The organism is Thermopirellula anaerolimosa (genome assembly GCF_054657335.1).
This window is the reverse complement of sequence record NZ_BAAHYX010000006.1, coordinates 127,956-145,114: the sequence shown is the minus strand read 5'-3', so window position 1 is coordinate 145,114 and position 17,159 is coordinate 127,956. Positions and strand designations below refer to the sequence as shown.

General features: G+C 60.1%; 17 protein-coding genes. 13 read left to right on the top strand and 4 right to left on the bottom strand.

The features are described from left to right. The first annotated feature begins 166 nt into the window (after positions 1 to 166). The 3 genes from ACYQ6J_RS06760 (at position 167) to ACYQ6J_RS06750 (ending at position 2,169) form a co-directional block, all read left to right on the top strand. Entirely contained in the window at positions 167 to 814 is a 648-nt protein-coding gene (locus ACYQ6J_RS06760; RefSeq protein WP_460183425.1) for a hypothetical protein, read from the top strand. 286 nt (positions 815 to 1,100) lie between these two features. Then, the gene (gene csrA / locus ACYQ6J_RS06755) at positions 1,101 to 1,322 is read left to right on the top strand and encodes a carbon storage regulator CsrA (protein ID WP_460183424.1); all 222 of its coding nucleotides are present in this window, start codon (positions 1,101 to 1,103) and stop codon (positions 1,320 to 1,322) included. 280 nt (positions 1,323 to 1,602) lie between these two features. Continuing rightward, a complete protein-coding gene (locus ACYQ6J_RS06750; RefSeq protein ID WP_460183423.1) occupies positions 1,603 to 2,169 on the top strand; it encodes a phosphatase PAP2 family protein in 567 nt (188 codons plus the stop codon). Positions 2,170 to 2,190: 21 nt separating this feature from the next. Here the strand turns inward: ACYQ6J_RS06750 and ACYQ6J_RS06745 are convergent, their stop codons facing one another. Beyond that, entirely contained in the window at positions 2,191 to 2,862 is a 672-nt protein-coding gene (locus ACYQ6J_RS06745; RefSeq protein ID WP_460183422.1) for a metallophosphoesterase family protein, read from the bottom strand. A 275-nt stretch (positions 2,863 to 3,137) separates the two neighbouring features. On the opposite strand from ACYQ6J_RS06745, the gene ACYQ6J_RS06740 reads away from it, so the two are divergent. The 5 genes from ACYQ6J_RS06740 to ACYQ6J_RS06720 all read left to right on the top strand — a co-directional run bounded on the left by ACYQ6J_RS06740 (position 3,138) and on the right by ACYQ6J_RS06720 (position 9,345). Then, positions 3,138 to 3,752 (top strand): class I SAM-dependent methyltransferase, encoded by a 615-nt coding sequence (locus ACYQ6J_RS06740; RefSeq protein ID WP_460183421.1) that lies wholly within the window; start codon positions 3,138 to 3,140, stop codon positions 3,750 to 3,752. A 200-nt stretch (positions 3,753 to 3,952) separates the two neighbouring features. Next, positions 3,953 to 4,234 (top strand): hypothetical protein, encoded by a 282-nt coding sequence (locus tag ACYQ6J_RS06735; protein WP_460183420.1) that lies wholly within the window; start codon positions 3,953 to 3,955, stop codon positions 4,232 to 4,234. Positions 4,235 to 4,846: 612 nt separating this feature from the next. Continuing rightward, positions 4,847 to 5,830 carry a BON domain-containing protein gene (locus ACYQ6J_RS06730; RefSeq protein ID WP_460183419.1) on the top strand — a complete coding sequence of 328 codons (984 nt, stop codon included), beginning with the start codon at positions 4,847 to 4,849 and terminating at the stop codon, positions 5,828 to 5,830. A gap of 579 nt (positions 5,831 to 6,409) precedes the next feature. Beyond that, a complete protein-coding gene (locus ACYQ6J_RS06725) occupies positions 6,410 to 7,417 on the top strand; it encodes a DUF1573 domain-containing protein (RefSeq protein ID WP_460183418.1) in 1,008 nt (335 codons plus the stop codon). 50 nt (positions 7,418 to 7,467) lie between these two features. Then, positions 7,468 to 9,345 carry a hypothetical protein gene (locus tag ACYQ6J_RS06720; protein ID WP_460183417.1) on the top strand — a complete coding sequence of 626 codons (1,878 nt, stop codon included), beginning with the start codon at positions 7,468 to 7,470 and terminating at the stop codon, positions 9,343 to 9,345. A 144-nt stretch (positions 9,346 to 9,489) separates the two neighbouring features. On the opposite strand, the gene ACYQ6J_RS06715 is transcribed toward ACYQ6J_RS06720, so the two are convergent. Next, complete coding sequence (locus tag ACYQ6J_RS06715; RefSeq protein WP_460183416.1) at positions 9,490 to 9,732, bottom strand: hypothetical protein; 243 nt, start codon at positions 9,730 to 9,732, stop codon at positions 9,490 to 9,492. A gap of 523 nt (positions 9,733 to 10,255) precedes the next feature. Here ACYQ6J_RS06715 and ACYQ6J_RS06710 point away from each other — a divergent pair. After that, entirely contained in the window at positions 10,256 to 10,492 is a 237-nt protein-coding gene (locus tag ACYQ6J_RS06710; RefSeq protein WP_460183415.1) for a hypothetical protein, read from the top strand. A 224-nt stretch (positions 10,493 to 10,716) separates the two neighbouring features. After that, positions 10,717 to 11,637 carry a hypothetical protein gene (locus tag ACYQ6J_RS06705; protein ID WP_460183414.1) on the top strand — a complete coding sequence of 307 codons (921 nt, stop codon included), beginning with the start codon at positions 10,717 to 10,719 and terminating at the stop codon, positions 11,635 to 11,637. Positions 11,638 to 11,679: 42 nt separating this feature from the next. On the opposite strand, the gene ACYQ6J_RS06700 is transcribed toward ACYQ6J_RS06705, so the two are convergent. Next, on the bottom strand, positions 11,680 to 12,957 hold the full coding sequence (locus ACYQ6J_RS06700; protein ID WP_460183413.1) for an N-acetylglucosamine-6-phosphate deacetylase: 1,278 nt from the start codon (positions 12,955 to 12,957) through the stop codon (positions 11,680 to 11,682). Between the two features lie 206 nt (positions 12,958 to 13,163). Next, positions 13,164 to 13,673, bottom strand: coding sequence for a nitroreductase family protein (locus ACYQ6J_RS06695; protein ID WP_460183412.1), 510 nt, complete (start codon positions 13,671 to 13,673; stop codon positions 13,164 to 13,166). Between the two features lie 472 nt (positions 13,674 to 14,145). On the opposite strand from ACYQ6J_RS06695, the gene ACYQ6J_RS06690 reads away from it, so the two are divergent. From ACYQ6J_RS06690 to ACYQ6J_RS06680, 3 genes are all read left to right on the top strand, one after another. Then, a complete protein-coding gene (locus ACYQ6J_RS06690) occupies positions 14,146 to 14,913 on the top strand; it encodes a (Fe-S)-binding protein (RefSeq protein ID WP_460183411.1) in 768 nt (255 codons plus the stop codon). Positions 14,914 to 14,995: 82 nt separating this feature from the next. Next, positions 14,996 to 16,462, top strand: a complete 1,467-nt coding sequence (locus ACYQ6J_RS06685; protein WP_460183410.1) for a lactate utilization protein B — start codon at positions 14,996 to 14,998, stop codon at positions 16,460 to 16,462. After that, positions 16,459 to 17,112, top strand: a complete 654-nt coding sequence (locus ACYQ6J_RS06680) for a LutC/YkgG family protein (RefSeq protein WP_460183409.1) — start codon at positions 16,459 to 16,461, stop codon at positions 17,110 to 17,112. Before ACYQ6J_RS06685 ends, ACYQ6J_RS06680 begins: the two co-directional genes overlap by 4 nt. Positions 17,113 to 17,159 lie beyond the last annotated feature (47 nt).

The window sequence follows — 17,159 nt, the reverse complement described above, 5'->3', positions numbered from 1 at the left end:
ACGCAAAAACCCTTTGTCGGCGGTCCCTCCGTGTGTTACCATAATGAGGGCGGCCTCGGGCGGCGGGTTTGTACGCCCCCGACGCCGGCCTCGCGAAGGGCGTCTCGCATCGAAAAGGCGTCGTCCCTTTCCGTCGTTTTCCGATCAGTGAGGCTTAGCGTTTCCGATGTCGACGTACCAGGTTGTCTTGATCGATAAACCGCGAGACTGGACGCCCCGTTGCAGCGATGATCTGCCGCTGGAGTTGGGGCTACCCTGCGGCGAATTGGGAGAGTATTCCCAGATCTTTGCGGCGCTGCGCGGTGCCGTGGAATACAACGAGCGCAGCCGCGCCGAGAACGGCGCCCAATGGGCCGTCGTCGTGGAGAAAGGCGCCGTCGGCAAGATTTGGCAGGGTATGCGAATTTGCACACCCCTGGAATACAAGATTGCCGCCATTTGGTGGCCGATGGGCTGGGAACCGGATTCTCCGCTCGACGTCCCCCGCTGCGTGTGCAAGGCTCAAGGCGCCATCCAAGAGGAAGTGATGACCTACCGCCGGGCAATTGCCGCCATGGAGGCATTGAATCGCCAGGCGATGGACGGCGTCGGCAACATGTGGTACGTGATCTTGGCTGTGGAACACGAGCCGGTGTCACGAACGATCACCTATGATCCGGCAGGGCTTCAGACTTCCGTCGAAATCCGTCGGATTCACGTGGTGCAACCGGCGGGTACGGCAGGTTTCGGAGACTGCTCCCACTGCCCGGCGCGCGCCATGGACTGCGCCTGGATGACGGAATCGCTCAACGAAAGCGGCTCTCTGTGTCCCTGAGCGGGCACACTCACGGCACTCATCGCTCGTTGTTGAGATCGAACGCCGATCTTGAGTCCCCTTTAGTGCCGCGTCTCCCTCCAGGCTTGCCTGTCATACCGAGTTTCCACACGCACTCCGTCGCTTCCTTCGGAAGTCGATCATCGCGGTCGCGGAAAAAAGCACCAAGAGTGACTCCTTGCCCCCATTAAGGTGTAATTCGCGACAGTCAACGCTACCCCGGCAGGGCCAAGTGTGTACAATTGTTGCGGTGCAGGCATCGCCGGCGAACGGTTCCGGGCGAATCATGTTGGTACTTTCGAGAAAAACAAACGAGCAGATTATCATCGGCGACGACATCGTCGTAACGGTGGTGTCGATCCGGGGCGGAAGCGTGCGACTCGGAATCGATGCCCCAGCCACGCTTTCCATCCATCGTGGGGAGATTTACGCTCTGGTTAAGAAAGCCTCATTGCCTTCGGCGCCGACAGAGGATACTCCCGGTCCCCTCCGGAACGCGCCGCGCTGACCTTTCTGCGATACCACGCCCATCGTGGCGAGTTTTGGCCCCCCCTTCGCCATACCACCCCGACCATTCGCTATTTTGCCCAATTTCATCTTGTCTTGGGCCATGCCCTCGACCTAAACTGGCTCGACGTTCAGTCCGGGGCGCCGTTCGGAACGACAGCGGCAACCTCGTGGTTCACGCGGAGCTTTCTATAAAAGGTTGGCACATGACGGGCGAAAATGACCGAGGCAGCCCAGCATCATTGAAGGTGCCATTTTGGCCGGTTGCCGCGTTTCTGGTGATGGCATCGATCGCCCTTCTCGCGGATGTGCCCGTCGCTTTGTGGTTCAGGCATCATCAGTTACCGCGCCTGTTGCGAGATTTGATCGACATGAGCGAGGCATTCGCTCACGGGGCGAGCGTGGCGGTAATATTAGCCGGTTTCTACGTATTGGATCGCTCCAACCGGCAACATACTCTCCGACTGATCGTTATGGCATACGGCAGCGGATTGCTCGCAGATTTCATCAAACTTACGGTTGCGCGCACGCGGCCGCGGGACTTTTCCTTCACCGGCGACGTCTGGTCCACATTCCAAGGCTGGCTACCACTCGTAACGCATACCAGCGGCCAATCGTTTCCGTCCTCCCACGCAGCGGTCGCCGTAGGGTTGGCGTTGGGCTTCGCCGTCGTGTATCCGCAAGCACGGTGGTATTTCGCCTTGCCGGCGGTATTGGCCTGCTTGCAGCGATTGCAAAGCGGTGCCCATTATCCCAGCGATATCCTCTTTGGGGCCGCGGTCGCCTGGGCGTTTTGCTGGTGGTTTACGCGAATCGGCCTGGCGTCATCGCGAACCCCGGCCGACTAAGGAGCTTGCCTTCCCGCCGATTCAAATCCGGCAAAAGTCCACGTCGATTTTCGGTTCCGGTCCCGCACGGCTTAGATTCATCTCGATTCGGGCAAAGTGCCCGGACTTCGCGGCGCCGCAGTTGACGATCAACGTGCGTCCCAATCGCTCGACGCCTTGGGCCTCGTGAATGTGCCCGCACACCAAAAGCGAGGGCTGCTCCCTTTCCACGATTTCCCGGACGGCGCGACTGCCGACATGACCGCCCGACCAAACACGGTCTAGCGTCGTTCCGTACGGCGGAACATGCGTCACCGCCACGCGAACGCGGCAATTTTGGGTGGCTGCGGCCCCGGTCTCCAATCGCGCCGACAGTTCGCTCTCCGAAAAGCAGTACATCGTTGTTTGCCAAGGCGGGACGCCGGATACGCCGAAAAAACCGACCTCGCCCAAACAAACGCCGCGACCCGATATCGACACTTCCATTGCCTCCAGAACGGCATCCACGGCGGCATTGTCGCAATTGCCCGCCACGGCGAAGACGGCGGCTTTTCGACCGCGGGCTTGCTGGACGATGTATTCCGCGTCCGCGGCCCCGCCAAAGTGCGTCAAATCGCCTGGAAACACGATGACGTCACAGTCTGCTGAAACCCGCAAGATTGCCTCAAGGACGTCTCGTCGATTGTGAAGGTCGCTGATCGCGGTGATAATCATACTTTTGCCTGTTGTGCGTTTTCGGTCATGGTTGTCGAAAGACCAACCGAGATAGAGCGATTCTTCACGATATTCCGCCGCGCGGACTTGCGTGGCGGATGCGTGGGGTTGAAATTATAGTTGCCTTTGCGGGGGAGTACGAGCCTTTCGCCAAGAAGGGAGCGAAGCGTCGTCTTCAACCCATTCCGTCTCGTCTCGACTCTTTAACGGAACGCCCGCGCGTCGGGAGTTCGGGGGTGTAGCGGCCCATGAACGGTTTTACGGGAAGGCGTGGAATGTCGGCGATGGACTGGGACGTGCTCTACAGAGAAACTCTGCCGCCTTGGGAAGTGGGCACCGTCTCCCCGGAACTGGTCCGTATTTTGGACGAATGCCGGTTCCCCAAGGGTACTCTTTTGGATTTGGGCTGTGGGACCGGCGCCGACGCCGTCTTTCTTGCCCAGCGCGGATTCGACGTCACCGCGGTGGATTTCTCGCCCACGGCGGTGGAACGGGCACGCACCCGGGCCCAGAGTGCATCGGCCAACGTCTGCTTCGTCCTGGAGGACGTTTTCCGCTTCGGGCTGCACGCCGGCGTATTTGACGTGGTGTACGACAGCAGCTTTTATCAGTTCCTGCGGCAATGGGATCTCAGCCGCCTGCTGGATCTGCTTTGGCGGGTCACAAAGCCGGGCTCCTACTATATCTGCGTTACCAAGACCAACGCACAAAGCTCCGACTCGGAATTGCCGCCGGTGAGCGAAGAGGAGCTGAGGTCGGAGTTGGGGCGATTGTTCGAGATGATCCAGATTCGCGAGTTCACTTTCGATTCGCGAGTGGTCCGCAAAACCTTTTCCGGGGTTTCGGCGGTGATGCGACGTCCGGTGCCGACCTCGGCTACCAGACCCTGACGCTTAAATCCCCACGATGTGGATGGAAGCCACATCTCTTGGCGCCAACGCAGTTTGCTGAACAATTTGGCGGCAGACAGAGAATTCTCGGTGACAACTGATAGGTACGGCCCAATTTCGTATTTTCTCATCGCAAATCGTCGGCTATGCTACGCCGAGGTGGAGGTGAAATCCAGCTTCCAGAATAAGGATATACGCACTTGCTAATACCCGTTGCACAGAACGAAGTGGCGGCCCTGTTCCTTTGGGGGATTCAGTCGCTCGGAATCGTTTCTGCGGTTGCCATACGCCTGGTGCGGCGACCGAGGTGGGCATGCTGCACCGAATGGTTATTTCGGGGCAGCTTCGCCATGCTGACCGGCATTGTCTTGGCCGCAGGGCGGTCGCCCGACGTTTGGCTCTCCTGTGGTTTGACCCTGTGCAGCATGATCCTCGTGGTCATGGCGGATTTCCGTCCCCAGCGGGAGCGTTATTCTCAATAGACACCCTACCTTTTCTGCGTATCTCTTCGGTGTTCCGCGACTTCTCATCCTGACGCTTTGATACCGTCTTCCGTGCCCCAAGACCCAACGGGAAGTGTTCACGTCTCCGGCGTCGCCCTCTCCGGCCCCTTGGGGTTGGGCAACCCCTGACGGCGTCTTGCGAGCGAGAGACGGCCCTACGGCTTACGTCACCACAGATCTATTTCCGGGGCACTCCCGTGGGAAAGGCGACTGCCGGAAGTCACGTAATTCGACTCTGGGAAAAATACATCAAGATTACCGCCCCCAGAGTAATCGTTTTGCCCAGTTTGAACGCCAAAATCGAAAAAAAGCTCCCTGAAGTCACCCGAATCTACCGAAACCTATATCTAGGTAGCCTTCGGTGTGAGTCGGTGATCAGCCGAACCGCGAGTCGCCCGCGGCCTGCGAAGCCGCATGGGAAAGCTCGGTTACGAAGTGAGCCGAATTCATCGACGGAGGTGCGGATCAACGGAGGATCGTTCTTAACCACATCAGGTCGCGAACGCAGAAGCAATGGGGGGCGTCAGCCGCCGGTCATCGAGCGAAGTCGGCGCCACGCTGCGGGAATGGATTCCAGACAGGAGGAATGGCATGCGAGGTTTCTGCTTGAAATGGATGGTTGCGGCAGCCATCGTACTCAGTCCTTTGACTGCGCTGGCAGGCAACCAAGAGGTCGCCGAGCAAATCGCCGCTTCCCTCAAGGGTAGCGGTCAATTCCGCGGGTGCAAAATCGGCATTCGCTACTACCAGGACGGGACCGCCAGCCTTCGCGGCACGGTTTCCGATTCCAGCCAAATCGAAGCGGCGGAACAGATTGCGAAGCAGGTTCCCGGAGTGACCAACGTGGTCAACGAGTTGACGTTGGCCGCCGCCGAACCGCAGGCCGTGCAGCAACCCGCCGGTGCCTTCGCCCCCGAGCGATTGACCTCGAACGGCGGTTTCGCCATGGGAACGAGCCAAGCGACGGCAAGCCGATTGGTTTCGCGCTTGCCGGTGACTCAAACCGCGGACCCCGTCCCGGCGGAATTTGCGCCCGCCCCGGTACAACGTACCTCAGCCCTGGCGGAAGGTCCCGCGCTGACTCCGCCCGAAGTGACCCCGACGGGTGCGAACGAGTTGGTGGGCGTTCCCACACCGGCACAGCCTGCGACGCCGACACCGGCGCCCGCCGCACCCAAGCCGTTGCGTCCCATCCCGATCGCGATGGCGCAGGACGCCGCGGAGCAACAAGCGGCCCCGATGGAAACGCAGAGCGTCCCCATGAATCGCCCCTTGCCGATGTACGCCGGTGCGTCCGGGGGCGCGGCGCCGGTCCGATACGATCAGCCCGCCATGCCGAACTATGCCTGGCCCAGCTACGCGGCTTATCCCAACTACGCCGCGCTGACCTATCCCAAGCAATATTCGGCCACCGCCTGGCCTTACATCGGCCCGTTCTATCCCTACCCGCAAGTGCCTTTGGGATGGCGGAAAGTGACCTTGGAATGGCACGACGGTTGGTGGTTCCTCGACTTCGACGACGGATCGCACAAGGGCCCCGTTTCCGGTTTGTTCCGTGCAATTAAGGGTCACTGATACCGGCGGATTGTCGCGAGTTTCCTTCTGCCATGGAAATCGGGCCTTTGCCTCACCGCAGGCAAGGGCCCTTTTCCTCGTCTTGCAATCCGAACGCGCTGCCCCGACTTCGAAACCGCCCCATCACCCGTCTTCTCATGCCCCGCGCGGCGCCGCAGAGGTGCAACCGACTGCTCTCATCGCAGGTCGCGGACCGGGTATCCGCCAAACGGCATGAAACTCCGGCGGTCGCACGGCGGTAGGCCCGGACCGCGGGGCTCGCCATTCGTGGACTACGGAACAGCGCGGCCGATCGAACCGTCCCAAGCGTCATAATCCTCAAGAAACCGGTGCGGAGTCCCGCTCAGGCGATATCCTCGTCGGTGACGACGCAAGTCAACGTGTTCTATGTTTTCTCAGTGAGTGGTTGATTTTGGGCAGCGCGTTGGCTGCCGACCGCTCCCTCCCTCCGACTTCGCCGAACTACACCGCGGAACGGGGGTGCATGAGCGCCCCGGCGGTCTCAGCGTCCCGACAGGCATATAATATGGGCCGGGGAACGTTCGGCGGTCATTTTTCCTGCCACGAGGAGGCCTGACCATGCGTTGCTACGCAAGAGTCGTCTTGTTGACGTGTGCCGTGACCGCTTTCGGGGTAGCCTCCGCGGCGGCACAAGATTGGGCAACCAAGATGTTCGAAGTCCGAGAGCACGACTTCGGCGTGGTGCCCCGCGGTTCCAAAGCGGAATTTCGGTTCGAGTTCAAGAACATCTACACGGAAGAGATTCACGTCGCCAATGCCCGGTCCTCGTGCGGGTGCACGTTGGTCCGCGTGGAGAATCCCAGCGTCAAGACCTACGAAACCGGGGCGATCGTGGCGACCGTCAATTCGCGAGCGTTTCTCGGAGCCAAAGGCGCAACCATTACCGTTACCTTTGATAAGCCTCAGTACGCGGAGGTTCAACTGAGGGTGCGAAGCTACATCCGCGGCGATGTCGAGTTCGACCCGGAATGCGTGCGATTCGGCACCGTGGAGCAGGGCGCGGAAAGCGAACAAGCGGTGGTCGTCAACCGGATCGGTCGCGGCGATTGGCGGGTACTGGAGGTCAAAAGCCCAGTACCTTATCTCTCGGCCGAGGTCTTGCCGCCGGAACGCACCACAAGCGGAATCAATTATCCGGTCAAGGTGCGTCTGACGGGCGACGCGCCCGCGGGATCGCTTCATCAATACGTGACGCTGGTGACAAACGACCCGCAACTCCGTGAAGTACCGCTCATGGTGGAAGGAAACGTAGAGGCACTGGTGACGGTCACTCCGACGCTGCTCTTTTTGGGCGTGGTCAAGCCCGGCCAGTCGGTGTCGCGTCAGCTCGTTGTGCGAGGACGACAACCGTTTTCCGTTTTGGGTGCCGAGTGTTCCGATTGTCCTTCCGGAAGTCTTCAGTGCCAGATCCCCACCGGTTCCGACCCGCGGACCTTGCACATCGTAACGGTGAAGTTTACCGCCGGTGATGAGGAAGGGCGGGTCAATGTCCGCTTGCACATCCGCAGCGACCGCGAAGACATGCCCATCCCCGATGCCACGGCGGTGGCGCTGGTCAAGAATTGAACCTTCGCCGAGCAGGCGGAAATGGACCCGATGGCCAACGATCTCCGGTGATGATGTCCGACCGCGAAAACCACGCCGGGCGGTCCGTCGTTGGACCGTCCGGACGGGCATTACCGGCAGCACTCGCCGCGCTGTGGGCGACGATCATGATCCCCTTCGTCGCCCACGGCGGTTTTGTTTGCGATGACTGGATGGTCCTTGCGCACGCGGTTGACCATCCAACATGGCAGGGCGACTTTCTCTCGTGGTTTCCACTTTTTGCCGCTCGTCCGCCCGCCGCCGCCTTACTGGCGACCACCTCGACGCTTTTCGCCGGTTCACCCACCGCGTACATCTGCTTTCATTTGCTCGTACTGGCTGCGGCGATGGGAATCGTCAGCCTGATCTGGCGACGATTTTTCGGTGCCGGCGCGGCGGCAGGTTTCTTCATTTTGGCCACACTTCCCAGCGCGGCTTCCACGTTGGTATTTTCACCGGGAATGCAGCAACTTGCCTCCGCCTCCTACTTGATCTGGGCGGTCTCGATGCATCTGACCGTTTCCGCCGCCCAAGCCAACACGCGCCGTCGTCGGATCGGATTGGCAGGCGCCGTCGCCGTGCTATTGCTGTTGGGCCTGATCTTGTACGAAATATTCCTCCCGCTGCTTTTAATCCAGTTGGCACTGCCGCTCGCTATTCAGCAGGAAAGAGTATGTCGCGAGACTCAGCGGACTCGACCGCCGGTCTTACGACGCGAAACGGCGTTCTGGGCGGCGATGATTTTCGTGCCGGTGTTGACCGCCGCGATCCTCCAAAAATGCATATTTCCGGCATTCGCGCCCGACATGTCCCGACTGCAATTCGGCGGTCCGGGAATGGCGATTCGAACCGCGGCCTACTGGTTCATGGCCGTGTTCGTACAGCTTCCGCTACTGTGGGCGGACGGTCTTCTGCGGTGGACTGACGCATGGGATTGGTTGACTTTGACGACGTCCGCGGCATTCATGGCGATGTTGTTCCGCCACGGGCAGGCGGCACAAGAACGAGAGATTGCGTCGCGTCAAGGCCGCGAGTCTGATTCGACGATTCGCCTGCTGCGGATCGCGTGCTGGGTCGCCGCCGGCAGTTCGATCTTTCTGTTCGTCCTTTCGAATTCCTATGCCGCTGTATTCGGTTACGACAACCGAAAGCTCTCGAGTTTTTGGGTGGCCTGCGCTTTGGCCATCAGCAGTCATCTGGGAGCGGAGCGGAACGCATCCTCTCGTGCTCCTTTCGCGAAGGGATGGGCCATCTTCGGCTGCATTTTCCTTGTGAATACGACCTCGTTCCTTCTCCAAAGAAACAATTACTTGTTGTCCTGGCACATTCAGCGGGCGATCCTCGAGGACATGGCGAGCACCGTGCCGTCCGATCGAGCGCACCCGATCACGGTCTTGGCAGCGGTCCCGCCCACCGTACCCGGAAATTACAACGACGAGTGCGTCTTCACACGCCCTTGGGACATCGGCAACGCGGCACGCATGCGAACGGAAGGCCGAATTCGCGATGCCGCGCCCATTTATCCGTGGCTTATCCGGCAGGATCGCGTTCGCTTCTCGGTGGACGGCGTGACCATCGACGAGTTGTGGAAGGCGCGGTATGACGCAGACTTGCACCTGTTCGGCTGGAGATTCTCGGTAGGTGAGGTTCGACCCGTGAAACGCCGCTTGCTGGGTATGCCGTTGCTTCCGGTTGAGCGCTACCCCAACCTTGACGCCGTCATGACGTGGATCCCCGTCGATTCGAGAGAGCAATTGCAATCCGCGCTCAGCGATTGGTTCAAACGCGGCGACCGTTCCGGTCAGATGTCACGCGCCGCGATGATAACGCAGTCGGTCGCCGAGTGGTTTCGAGAAAGGTTCTTGGGCAAACCGGCGATAGATCCGCAAGAGCGAATGGAAAAGCCGTGATCGCAATCGCGTCCGAACCCTTGCAACCAAAACGCGATTACCCAACGCGAAGCCAAAACTGAGACGCCCGCCGAAGAGGCGGGCGTCTCATTCTCGTTGGTGTTCATTGGGGCCGCGGCGTGCTGCCGTTTCCGGCGAGCGCGGTCAGGCGTTCGAAGCGGGCGGGGCCGATTTCTTGGCCGACGCTGCCTTTTTGGCGGGTGCTTTCTTCGCCGGCGCCTTCTTCACCGCCTTTTTGGCCGGAGCCTTTTTCACGGCCTTCTTGGCGGCTTTCTTCGCCGGGGCCTTCTTCGCGGCTTTCTTCACCGCTTTCTTGGCCGGGGCCTTCTTCGCCACTTTCTTTTGGGCCACCTTGGGGACCTCCTGTACTAAACCTCTCGGCGTCATCCGCAACCCTCCACTGCCACGTGAGAAGTCGCCGACTTCGCCCTTCCTAGAAACAACCGGAAACCACGTACCGGCGCCGCATCCGCAGCGGCATTGTTTCGTCCGTCGTACCGTGCATTCCTTGCATGTGGCGTTCGCGGGTGAGATTCCTTCGCACAACCGCGCGGCACATTCAACTCGGCACGATAACTTATGCCATAATGTTATCGTCTTCCTCAAAACTTGCAAGTTGTGTTTTGCACGATTGCGATGGCATGCGATGAAAACGCCGCATCCCAAGCGATAACACGCGGAGCACAACAACACGATCGTCTGCGTGCCGTTCGCAGCGCCGTCCGCCGAGCAGTCGACGCCTCTTCACGGAAGCGCGAAATAGCTGAAAAACAACGCCGTTTTCAATGTATCACAGAATACGATCGCCATCGGCGAGAGATGAATCGCCGGTTGACGTTGACGCTCTTGCTGAGGCGCGACAAGATTGAGTTTTCGGTTCAACCAACGGCGATTTCGAAGGCGAACCATCATGAACACGCTGCGCAGTCTTCTCTGGATCCTCACGGCGGGATTGCTCTTCTGGTTCATCGGCCTGGGAATTGTTCTCTCCGTTTCGTCGGTGTTGCAGGCCTTAGGCGATGTGTTGGGCGGGACCGTCGTACGCTATGTCGGCCTGGGCGTCGGGATCCTGGCGATCCTCGACCTGGTGATGTTGGTCATCGTGCTCGCGCTGCTGCACGTGGCTCAATCCGACGGCGATACCTGAATCTCCGTTAGGCCTTGCCCGCGTGTGGTGGTGCAGGTCATCGCGAAGGCCGCGCGAGACAAAACGAGGCTGCGCTACCGCGATCCCTTCGCCTCTATCGAGTGCCATGCGATCGATATAATCAACGTAAGGCGGGATGGACTTCCCGCGGCGTCGTGTACGGCGAATTCCGGTAAGCTCGCAAGCCTTGGCCGGTGTCGGGCTATTCATGACGGAGTGGAGGCGTGAGTTTGGATTCATCGCGCGAAAAGACCGGGCAACAATCGAAGGGCCCTGCCGTGCCTCCGCCGTTGCCGCAGGAGCGCCGCAGTTCGCCGCGCGAAATCGCCGTGACGAAAACCGCTACTCGTGCTCAACGAACGGATGAACCGACCGAGCGAGCAACGACTGATACTTCCGCCGAGCTTACGGAGGCACTTGTCGTTGAAGACGCAACCTCGCCCTCATCTTCCGCCACGGTTGTCGGTCGGCTTTACCGGAATTCGCAAGAGTCTGATTACCTCCTCATTAGCCGGCGAAGAATCCAGGCTTATGTGCTGCTTTTGATGGGCACGGGGCTTATGGGTTTCTTGCTGGGTCGCGGCACCGCCGGTTCCGGTCGAGCCTCTCCCGCAGCCGCTTCGCACGCAAATGCGCCATCCTCGTCGGATCCCGTCTTGTTGGCGGGCACTGTTCAGTTCGCGGCCAAAGGAAAACCTCTCGCGCCCGATGCGGGCGCCGTGGTCGTCGCCCTGCCGCTGTCTCCTCCACAAGAGCTTTTGACGGTGGAGGGGTTTCGCCCTTGGAACGCCAGTCTCGCTTCGCGCAAGGATGCGATGGATCAAGTGGCGAGCCTTGGCGGCGCCTTCGCTCAGGCGGATACGGACGGCGGTTTCAACCTTGTTGCGCCGCACCCCGGTGAGTATTACCTGCTCATCATCTCCAACAACCTGGCGAGACCGGCGGCGGTGACTTCTCGGCCGAATCGGGGGATCGAGGAGTTGGATTTCAATCGGCTCGCGGCGTTTTTCGACCGCCCTGCCGACCTGATCGGCCCGCAGGCTTATGCGTGGACTCGCCTCGAAATTCGGCCTGGAATGGCTCCTCTGCGGCACGTTTTCCAGGAAGGGGACGACCTGGGACTGGATGAGATCGGCTTACCCTAACGGCAAGTCGGCTTTGCCGACGTCCGATGCGTCCGCGGACGATCAGTCATCCCAGCGCCGATGGAATTCGCGGAAGAATACCTCGCGAACGACCAATTCCCGTTCTGTACCGTGCCCCTTGCCTGACGACTTGAATCCCGGCGTAACCGTCCGGTCGCGAGTTTCAAAAAGGACCAAGTCGAGCGGCTCGCCCGGTTGAATTCGTGCCGGTGCAATGGCCAATAATTCGGCGGGATTCTCGACCGCCATGGCCAATGCCTTATTCCATGAGATGCCGGCATAATCGATGACATTGACGATACCCTGGCCGATCGGTTTCGATGCCCCGGCCAGCAGCGTCCTTTGCCCGGCGACGACCAATCGTCCGTCTTCCAAAACCTCCAGCGCACAGAGATCCGTCTGATAGTGACCCGGGGGCAAACCCGCCATGCCCGATAGATCGCTTATCAAGATGCAATTTTCGGTCGATTTTGCTCGGACCGCCACCTTTACGAAGGCCGGCGGCAGATGCCACCCATCGGCTATAAGGCTGGCTCGAAGTCGATCTTCGGCGAGTTGATCCCAGAGATAATTGGGATGGCGTTGAAGCAGGGGGTGGGCGCCGTTGCCCAAATGGGTGCTCAAGACCGCCCCCGCGTCGACCGCCCGCGCGATTTGTTCCCCATCGGCGGCGGTATGGCCGATCGCCACCGCGACCCCGGTTCTTACGACCCGGCGAATAAACTCCGGGGCGCTCTCGTACTCGGGTGACAGCGTGATGAGACGGATGTTTCCGTCGGCGGCGTCTTGCAATCTTGCGAACTCGTCCCAATTCGGGGCGCGAACGTGCGGCAGCGGGTGAGCGCCGCGAGGGCCGTCTTGAGGACTGATGTACGGGCCTTCCAGGTGGAGACCGGGAATCCTCGCTCGAAGGATGGAATCGCCCGATATCGCCTCGCTCAGCACACGGCACCCGTGAGCCAGAACGTCGAAGGATTGCGTCGTCAGCGTCGGCAGGAATCGCGTGGTGCCGAACCGCCAAAGAGCCTCCGCGATTTCAAATACCTTTTCCACCGAAAGTCGCAGGGAGCTGAACTCTTGGCCGGCGTAACCGTTGACCTGAATGTCGAAAAAGCCGCCGGAGATGAACAGGGGGCGATCATCCGCGGAGCGTGCCACATCGGGACGTCCATCATCGCTCTTGGGCGCTTCGTCCGAGTGTTCGTTAGCGCCCCCGGTTTCCTCAACGGCAACGATGCGTCCGCGATTCACACGAGCTCGGACGGTCTCGCCCGTACCGGGCAACGTAGCCAAGATACAGTGCTCGGAATCGATGGTCATCGGAAAACGTTGCAGTCGTGGAAAGCCGTCTCTCAATGCCACATAATCGGTGACATAATCTCAGGTTGGTCGGCGCGGCGGGGACGCCGTCAGCGTCGTGCCCCAGCCAAGAGTGCTCCATTCTGCGCGAGTAACCTATTTTCGGGGACGCAACTGCGAGCCGCGGGGGAGCGTCGGGACCTGCCGTTGCGGAAAATCCGCCTTCATTACCAACGGTTTCTGTGAATTCGATCGCGATTGTACCGGCGGACATGCGGCGGCGTCTCGGCGGGGTAGCCGAACAATAATAGGCTGTGAGGAACCACGTGATCGGGAACTCTCAGTAGTTCTCGCAGTCCCTCCACACGCTGTTCGCGAGGGTAAACGCCGGTCCACAATCCGCCCAGCCCCATGGCGTGCGCCGCCAGAAGCAAGTTTTGCGCTGCCGCCGCACAATCTATGATCCAGTAGCCTTTGGATAGTTCCAGCGTCAAGTCACCGCAAATAAGGATGCCCAGCGGGGCGTGACGTGCAGCCTCCGCGTTGGGGAACCGCCCCGCGATCTCCAGCAAAGTGGGGCGATCGTCGATGACGATGAAATGCCACGGTTGCGCGTTCCTGGCGCTCGGCGCCGCCATCGCCGCCTCCAAAAGTCGCTCAACCGTGTCCGGCGGCAGACTTCGTTCCGCAAATTTGCGGACGCTCCTTCGCGTCAGAATGGCTTCGATAGCGTCCATGGGCACAGCCTCTCGCCCAAATGCCTAAAATGGGCGGCCTTGCGAATCACGATATCGTTGATCCATCTCCTAGCCACGTGCGTAATAATAACGGTTCAGTGTAGCCGGACTCCAGCGACTTCAAAAGCTACGGCCCATCACGCGGCGGCTTTCGCGGCGACGGAGGCGTCGCGACGTCCATCGCCGCTGAAGCTCATGTCCGGTATCGTCGTTCGATTTCTGTTCCGCCGAGGCCTCTTACTGGCTTGACAATTTAGGAAAATGCCGGCGCCGCACACGGGCAGGGGAGAGCGGAAGGACGAAGACGGGCTGGTTCCTGAAGCAAGAGGTTGTAGCGAGCGCGTGCCGAGAGGGCTAAAATTCCGGGGTTGTTCGACTTCGGGGTAGCCGGTCGCTGTAATCGCCGTGATTCAAGGCTGGTAGCGCAGCCAAGGCCTGACAGCATCCAAATTCGACAGGAGTGGATTTGGTTATGATTCACCTGAAAAACGGGCTTCCCGACGGCAAATATCCCAGTTACAACCGGGGTGAGAAAGCTGCGCTATTCATTCCGTGCTACATCGACCAATTCTTTCCGCAAATTGCGGAAGCCACCGCCACGATTTTGAAAAGGTTGGGTATTCCGGTCGTCTTCCCGGAGGGCCAAACCTGTTGCGGGCAACCGGCCTTCAACTCGGGATATTGGGAAGAGGCGGCACGGGTGGTGCGGCATTTTTGCGATGTCTTTCGGCCATACCCCTACATCGTCTGCCCTTCAGGCTCATGCACGGCAATGTGCCGCATTTTTTTTCAACAGGTCGATCCGGATGATCGGATCGTTTCCGTTGGTCGCCGCGTCTTCGAGCTATCTGAGTTTCTGGTCAACGTCGTGGGCGTCGCCGACTTAGGCGCAAGATTTCCGCACAAGGTGACGATGCACAGCGGTTGCCACGGTCGCCGTGAATTGGGCATCTTGGATCAACCGATCACTCTTTTGCAGAATGTGAAAGACTTGGCGTACCGCGAACTGCCGAACATCGAGGAATGTTGCGGATTCGGCGGCACCTTCAGCGTCAAAATGCCGGGAACGTCGATCGCCATGGGCGAGACGAAAGCGGCCAACATCCTGCAAAGCGGGGCCGACGTGGTGACTTCCGTCGATATCAGTTGCCTTATGCATGTCGGGGGAATTCTCAAACGGAATCCCCAAATGCGCCATATTCGGCCGATGCACATTGCCGAGATCTTGGTGCAGCGCTGACCGTGGTCGGGAACCGTATGGGGAACCGAGTCATTCCATTTCAATGAGCGGCCTCAACCATGTCTTGGAGGCACAAAAAGTCATGACTTCGTCAGGCCTTCATCTTTCGGGCGCTCCGTTCTTGAGGAAGGAGAACAAGGGACTGGCCGAGCCTCACGGTCCGCGTGCCTTGGGCGAATCGGCGGAGCGTTCGAGCAAGCACAATCGGCAGGTAACCCTGTCGGTCCCCTATTGGGAGCAATGGCGCGAAGAGGCGAACGCAGTCAAACGGTTTTCCATCCTCAATTTGGACAAGCTACTGGTCGAGTTCGAGCGAAATGCAACCGCACGCGGAGCGGTAGTTCTTTGGGCCAAGGACGCCGAGGAGGCCAACCGGCATGTCTTGGACATCGTGAATCGGCATCAGGTCAAGACGGTAGTCAAATCCAAATCCATGGTCACGGAAGAGATGGAGCTGAATCATGTCCTCACCGCGACCGGAGTTCGCGCGCTGGAAACCGATCTTGGCGAGTACCTGGTGCAATTGGCGGGGCAACGCCCCACGCACATCGTGACGCCGGCCCTCCACTTGTCGGCCGAGGACGTCGGACGGTTATTCGCTGAAAAACTTCAAGAGCCTTATACCAGCGAACATGAGAAGCTGACCGACATCGCAAGACGCCATTTACGCGAAGAGTATCTGCGAGCCGACATGGGCATTTCCGGGGTCAATTTCGCGTTGGCCGACACCGGGTCGATCTGCATTGTGGAAAACGAGGGCAACGCCGGCCTTTCCATCTCCGCGCCGCCGGTACACGTAGCGGTGATGGGCATCGAAAAGGTGATCCCCAGCATTCGTTACCTGCCACTGTTTCTCAACCTGCTGGCGCGAAGCGGTACCGGCCAGAAACTGACGACGTACACGCACGTGGTACACGGGGCAACGCCCGGGCGAACGGTTTACATCATCATCTTGGATAACGGGCGGTCCAACGTCCTGCGCGACCCTGCCGCGCGAAGCTCTCTGTTCTGCATCCGTTGCGGCGCATGCCTGAATGCCTGTCCCGTCTATCGCCGCACGGGCGGTTGGGCCTACGGTTGGGTTTACCCCGGCCCGATCGGCGCGATCATCACCCCGCATTTGATCGGCATGGAGGATGCCGGCAAACTGCCCTTCGCATCGTCGTTGTGCGGCGCTTGCGGCGAGGTTTGCCCGGTCAAAATCGACATCCCACACCAGTTAGTCCACTTGCGGCACAAGGCGGTCAACAGTCCGTCGCCGGTCCGGTCTCCCTTCGAGCGCGTCATTTGGAAGGCCTGGTCCTGGGCGATGGCTGGCCCGGTGCGCTATCGGCTCGCCATGACCGCCGTACGGTTGGGGGTGCGACTGGCGAAATTCTTGCCCTGGCACCCCGCCCAATTGGGCGCATGGACTCGCGGTCGCGAATTGCCCGAGGTCCCGGCGTACACCTTCCGCGCGTGGTGGCGTCGGCGAGGGCGGGAATTCGTCGGCGACAACGGGGAGGGCGATGTAGCCGCATCTTCCGCGAGAAAGGAGGTTTCGGCATGACGAGTCGTTCGATCGTCTTGCAAAGAATCCGAGAGAATCTGGGATCTTCCCCTTCGCCGGAACTCCCGCCCGTCCCGGTCGTCTGGCCGACGACGAACCCTGCTACCGAAGACCTGCGATCGCGGTTCGTTGAGGAATTGCGTTCCGTGCATGGAGAACCCATCGCCGCCTCCAGTCGGGAGGAAGCGGCATCGGTGCTCCGGGATTTGGTTCAAGCGGCGGGCTGGAATCGAGTCCTCGTCATGGACCGCCCGCTCGCTCGGGACTTGGTTGCCAGGGCCGATCTGGCTTGGGAAACGACCCTCCTACCGGATGATCCGCCTGCCCGTGATTTGGCCGGCATACCGGTGGCCGTCATCCAAGCCGACTATCTCCTGGCCGACACGGGTTCCAGTGTGGTCGTGTGCGAACGACCGGGCGAACGACTGGCCTGTTATCTGCCCCCCGCGTGCATCGTGGTCGCCGAGGTCTCTCAGCTTCGCGAGCATTTGCCGGCTTTGTGGAACGAGTTGGCCGCTAAGGCCGCGGAACCCGACCGCCGCGGAGAGTTTGTCATCATTACGGGGCCGAGTCGTACGGCTGACATCGAGAAAATCCTCATTCTTGGCGTCCACGGCCCCAAGCGGTTGTTGGTACTGGTCGTAGGCTGAAAAAGGTGACTGCCGATTTCTCGGAAAAAGGTTAAGCGGGTTTTGGG

Excerpts from the sequence above, each read along its gene's own strand:
- ACYQ6J_RS06760 (WP_460183425.1), top strand. The coding sequence starts at position 167 with ATGTCGACGTACCAGGTTGTCTTGATCGATAAACCGCGAGACTGGACG.
- csrA (WP_460183424.1), top strand. The coding sequence starts at position 1,101 with ATGTTGGTACTTTCGAGAAAAACAAACGAGCAGATTATCATCGGCGAC.
- ACYQ6J_RS06750 (WP_460183423.1), top strand. The coding sequence starts at position 1,603 with ATGGCATCGATCGCCCTTCTCGCGGATGTGCCCGTCGCTTTGTGGTTC.
- ACYQ6J_RS06745 (WP_460183422.1), bottom strand. The coding sequence starts at position 2,862 with ATGATTATCACCGCGATCAGCGACCTTCACAATCGACGAGACGTCCTT.
- ACYQ6J_RS06740 (WP_460183421.1), top strand. The coding sequence starts at position 3,138 with ATGTCGGCGATGGACTGGGACGTGCTCTACAGAGAAACTCTGCCGCCT.
- ACYQ6J_RS06730 (WP_460183419.1), top strand. The coding sequence starts at position 4,847 with ATGCGAGGTTTCTGCTTGAAATGGATGGTTGCGGCAGCCATCGTACTC.
- ACYQ6J_RS06725 (WP_460183418.1), top strand. The coding sequence starts at position 6,410 with ATGCGTTGCTACGCAAGAGTCGTCTTGTTGACGTGTGCCGTGACCGCT.
- ACYQ6J_RS06720 (WP_460183417.1), top strand. The coding sequence starts at position 7,468 with ATGATGTCCGACCGCGAAAACCACGCCGGGCGGTCCGTCGTTGGACCG.
- ACYQ6J_RS06715 (WP_460183416.1), bottom strand. The coding sequence starts at position 9,732 with ATGACGCCGAGAGGTTTAGTACAGGAGGTCCCCAAGGTGGCCCAAAAG.
- ACYQ6J_RS06710 (WP_460183415.1), top strand. The coding sequence starts at position 10,256 with ATGAACACGCTGCGCAGTCTTCTCTGGATCCTCACGGCGGGATTGCTC.
- ACYQ6J_RS06700 (WP_460183413.1), bottom strand. The coding sequence starts at position 12,957 with ATGACCATCGATTCCGAGCACTGTATCTTGGCTACGTTGCCCGGTACG.
- ACYQ6J_RS06695 (WP_460183412.1), bottom strand. The coding sequence starts at position 13,673 with ATGGACGCTATCGAAGCCATTCTGACGCGAAGGAGCGTCCGCAAATTT.
- ACYQ6J_RS06690 (WP_460183411.1), top strand. The coding sequence starts at position 14,146 with ATGATTCACCTGAAAAACGGGCTTCCCGACGGCAAATATCCCAGTTAC.
- ACYQ6J_RS06685 (WP_460183410.1), top strand. The coding sequence starts at position 14,996 with ATGACTTCGTCAGGCCTTCATCTTTCGGGCGCTCCGTTCTTGAGGAAG.
- ACYQ6J_RS06680 (WP_460183409.1), top strand. The coding sequence starts at position 16,459 with ATGACGAGTCGTTCGATCGTCTTGCAAAGAATCCGAGAGAATCTGGGA.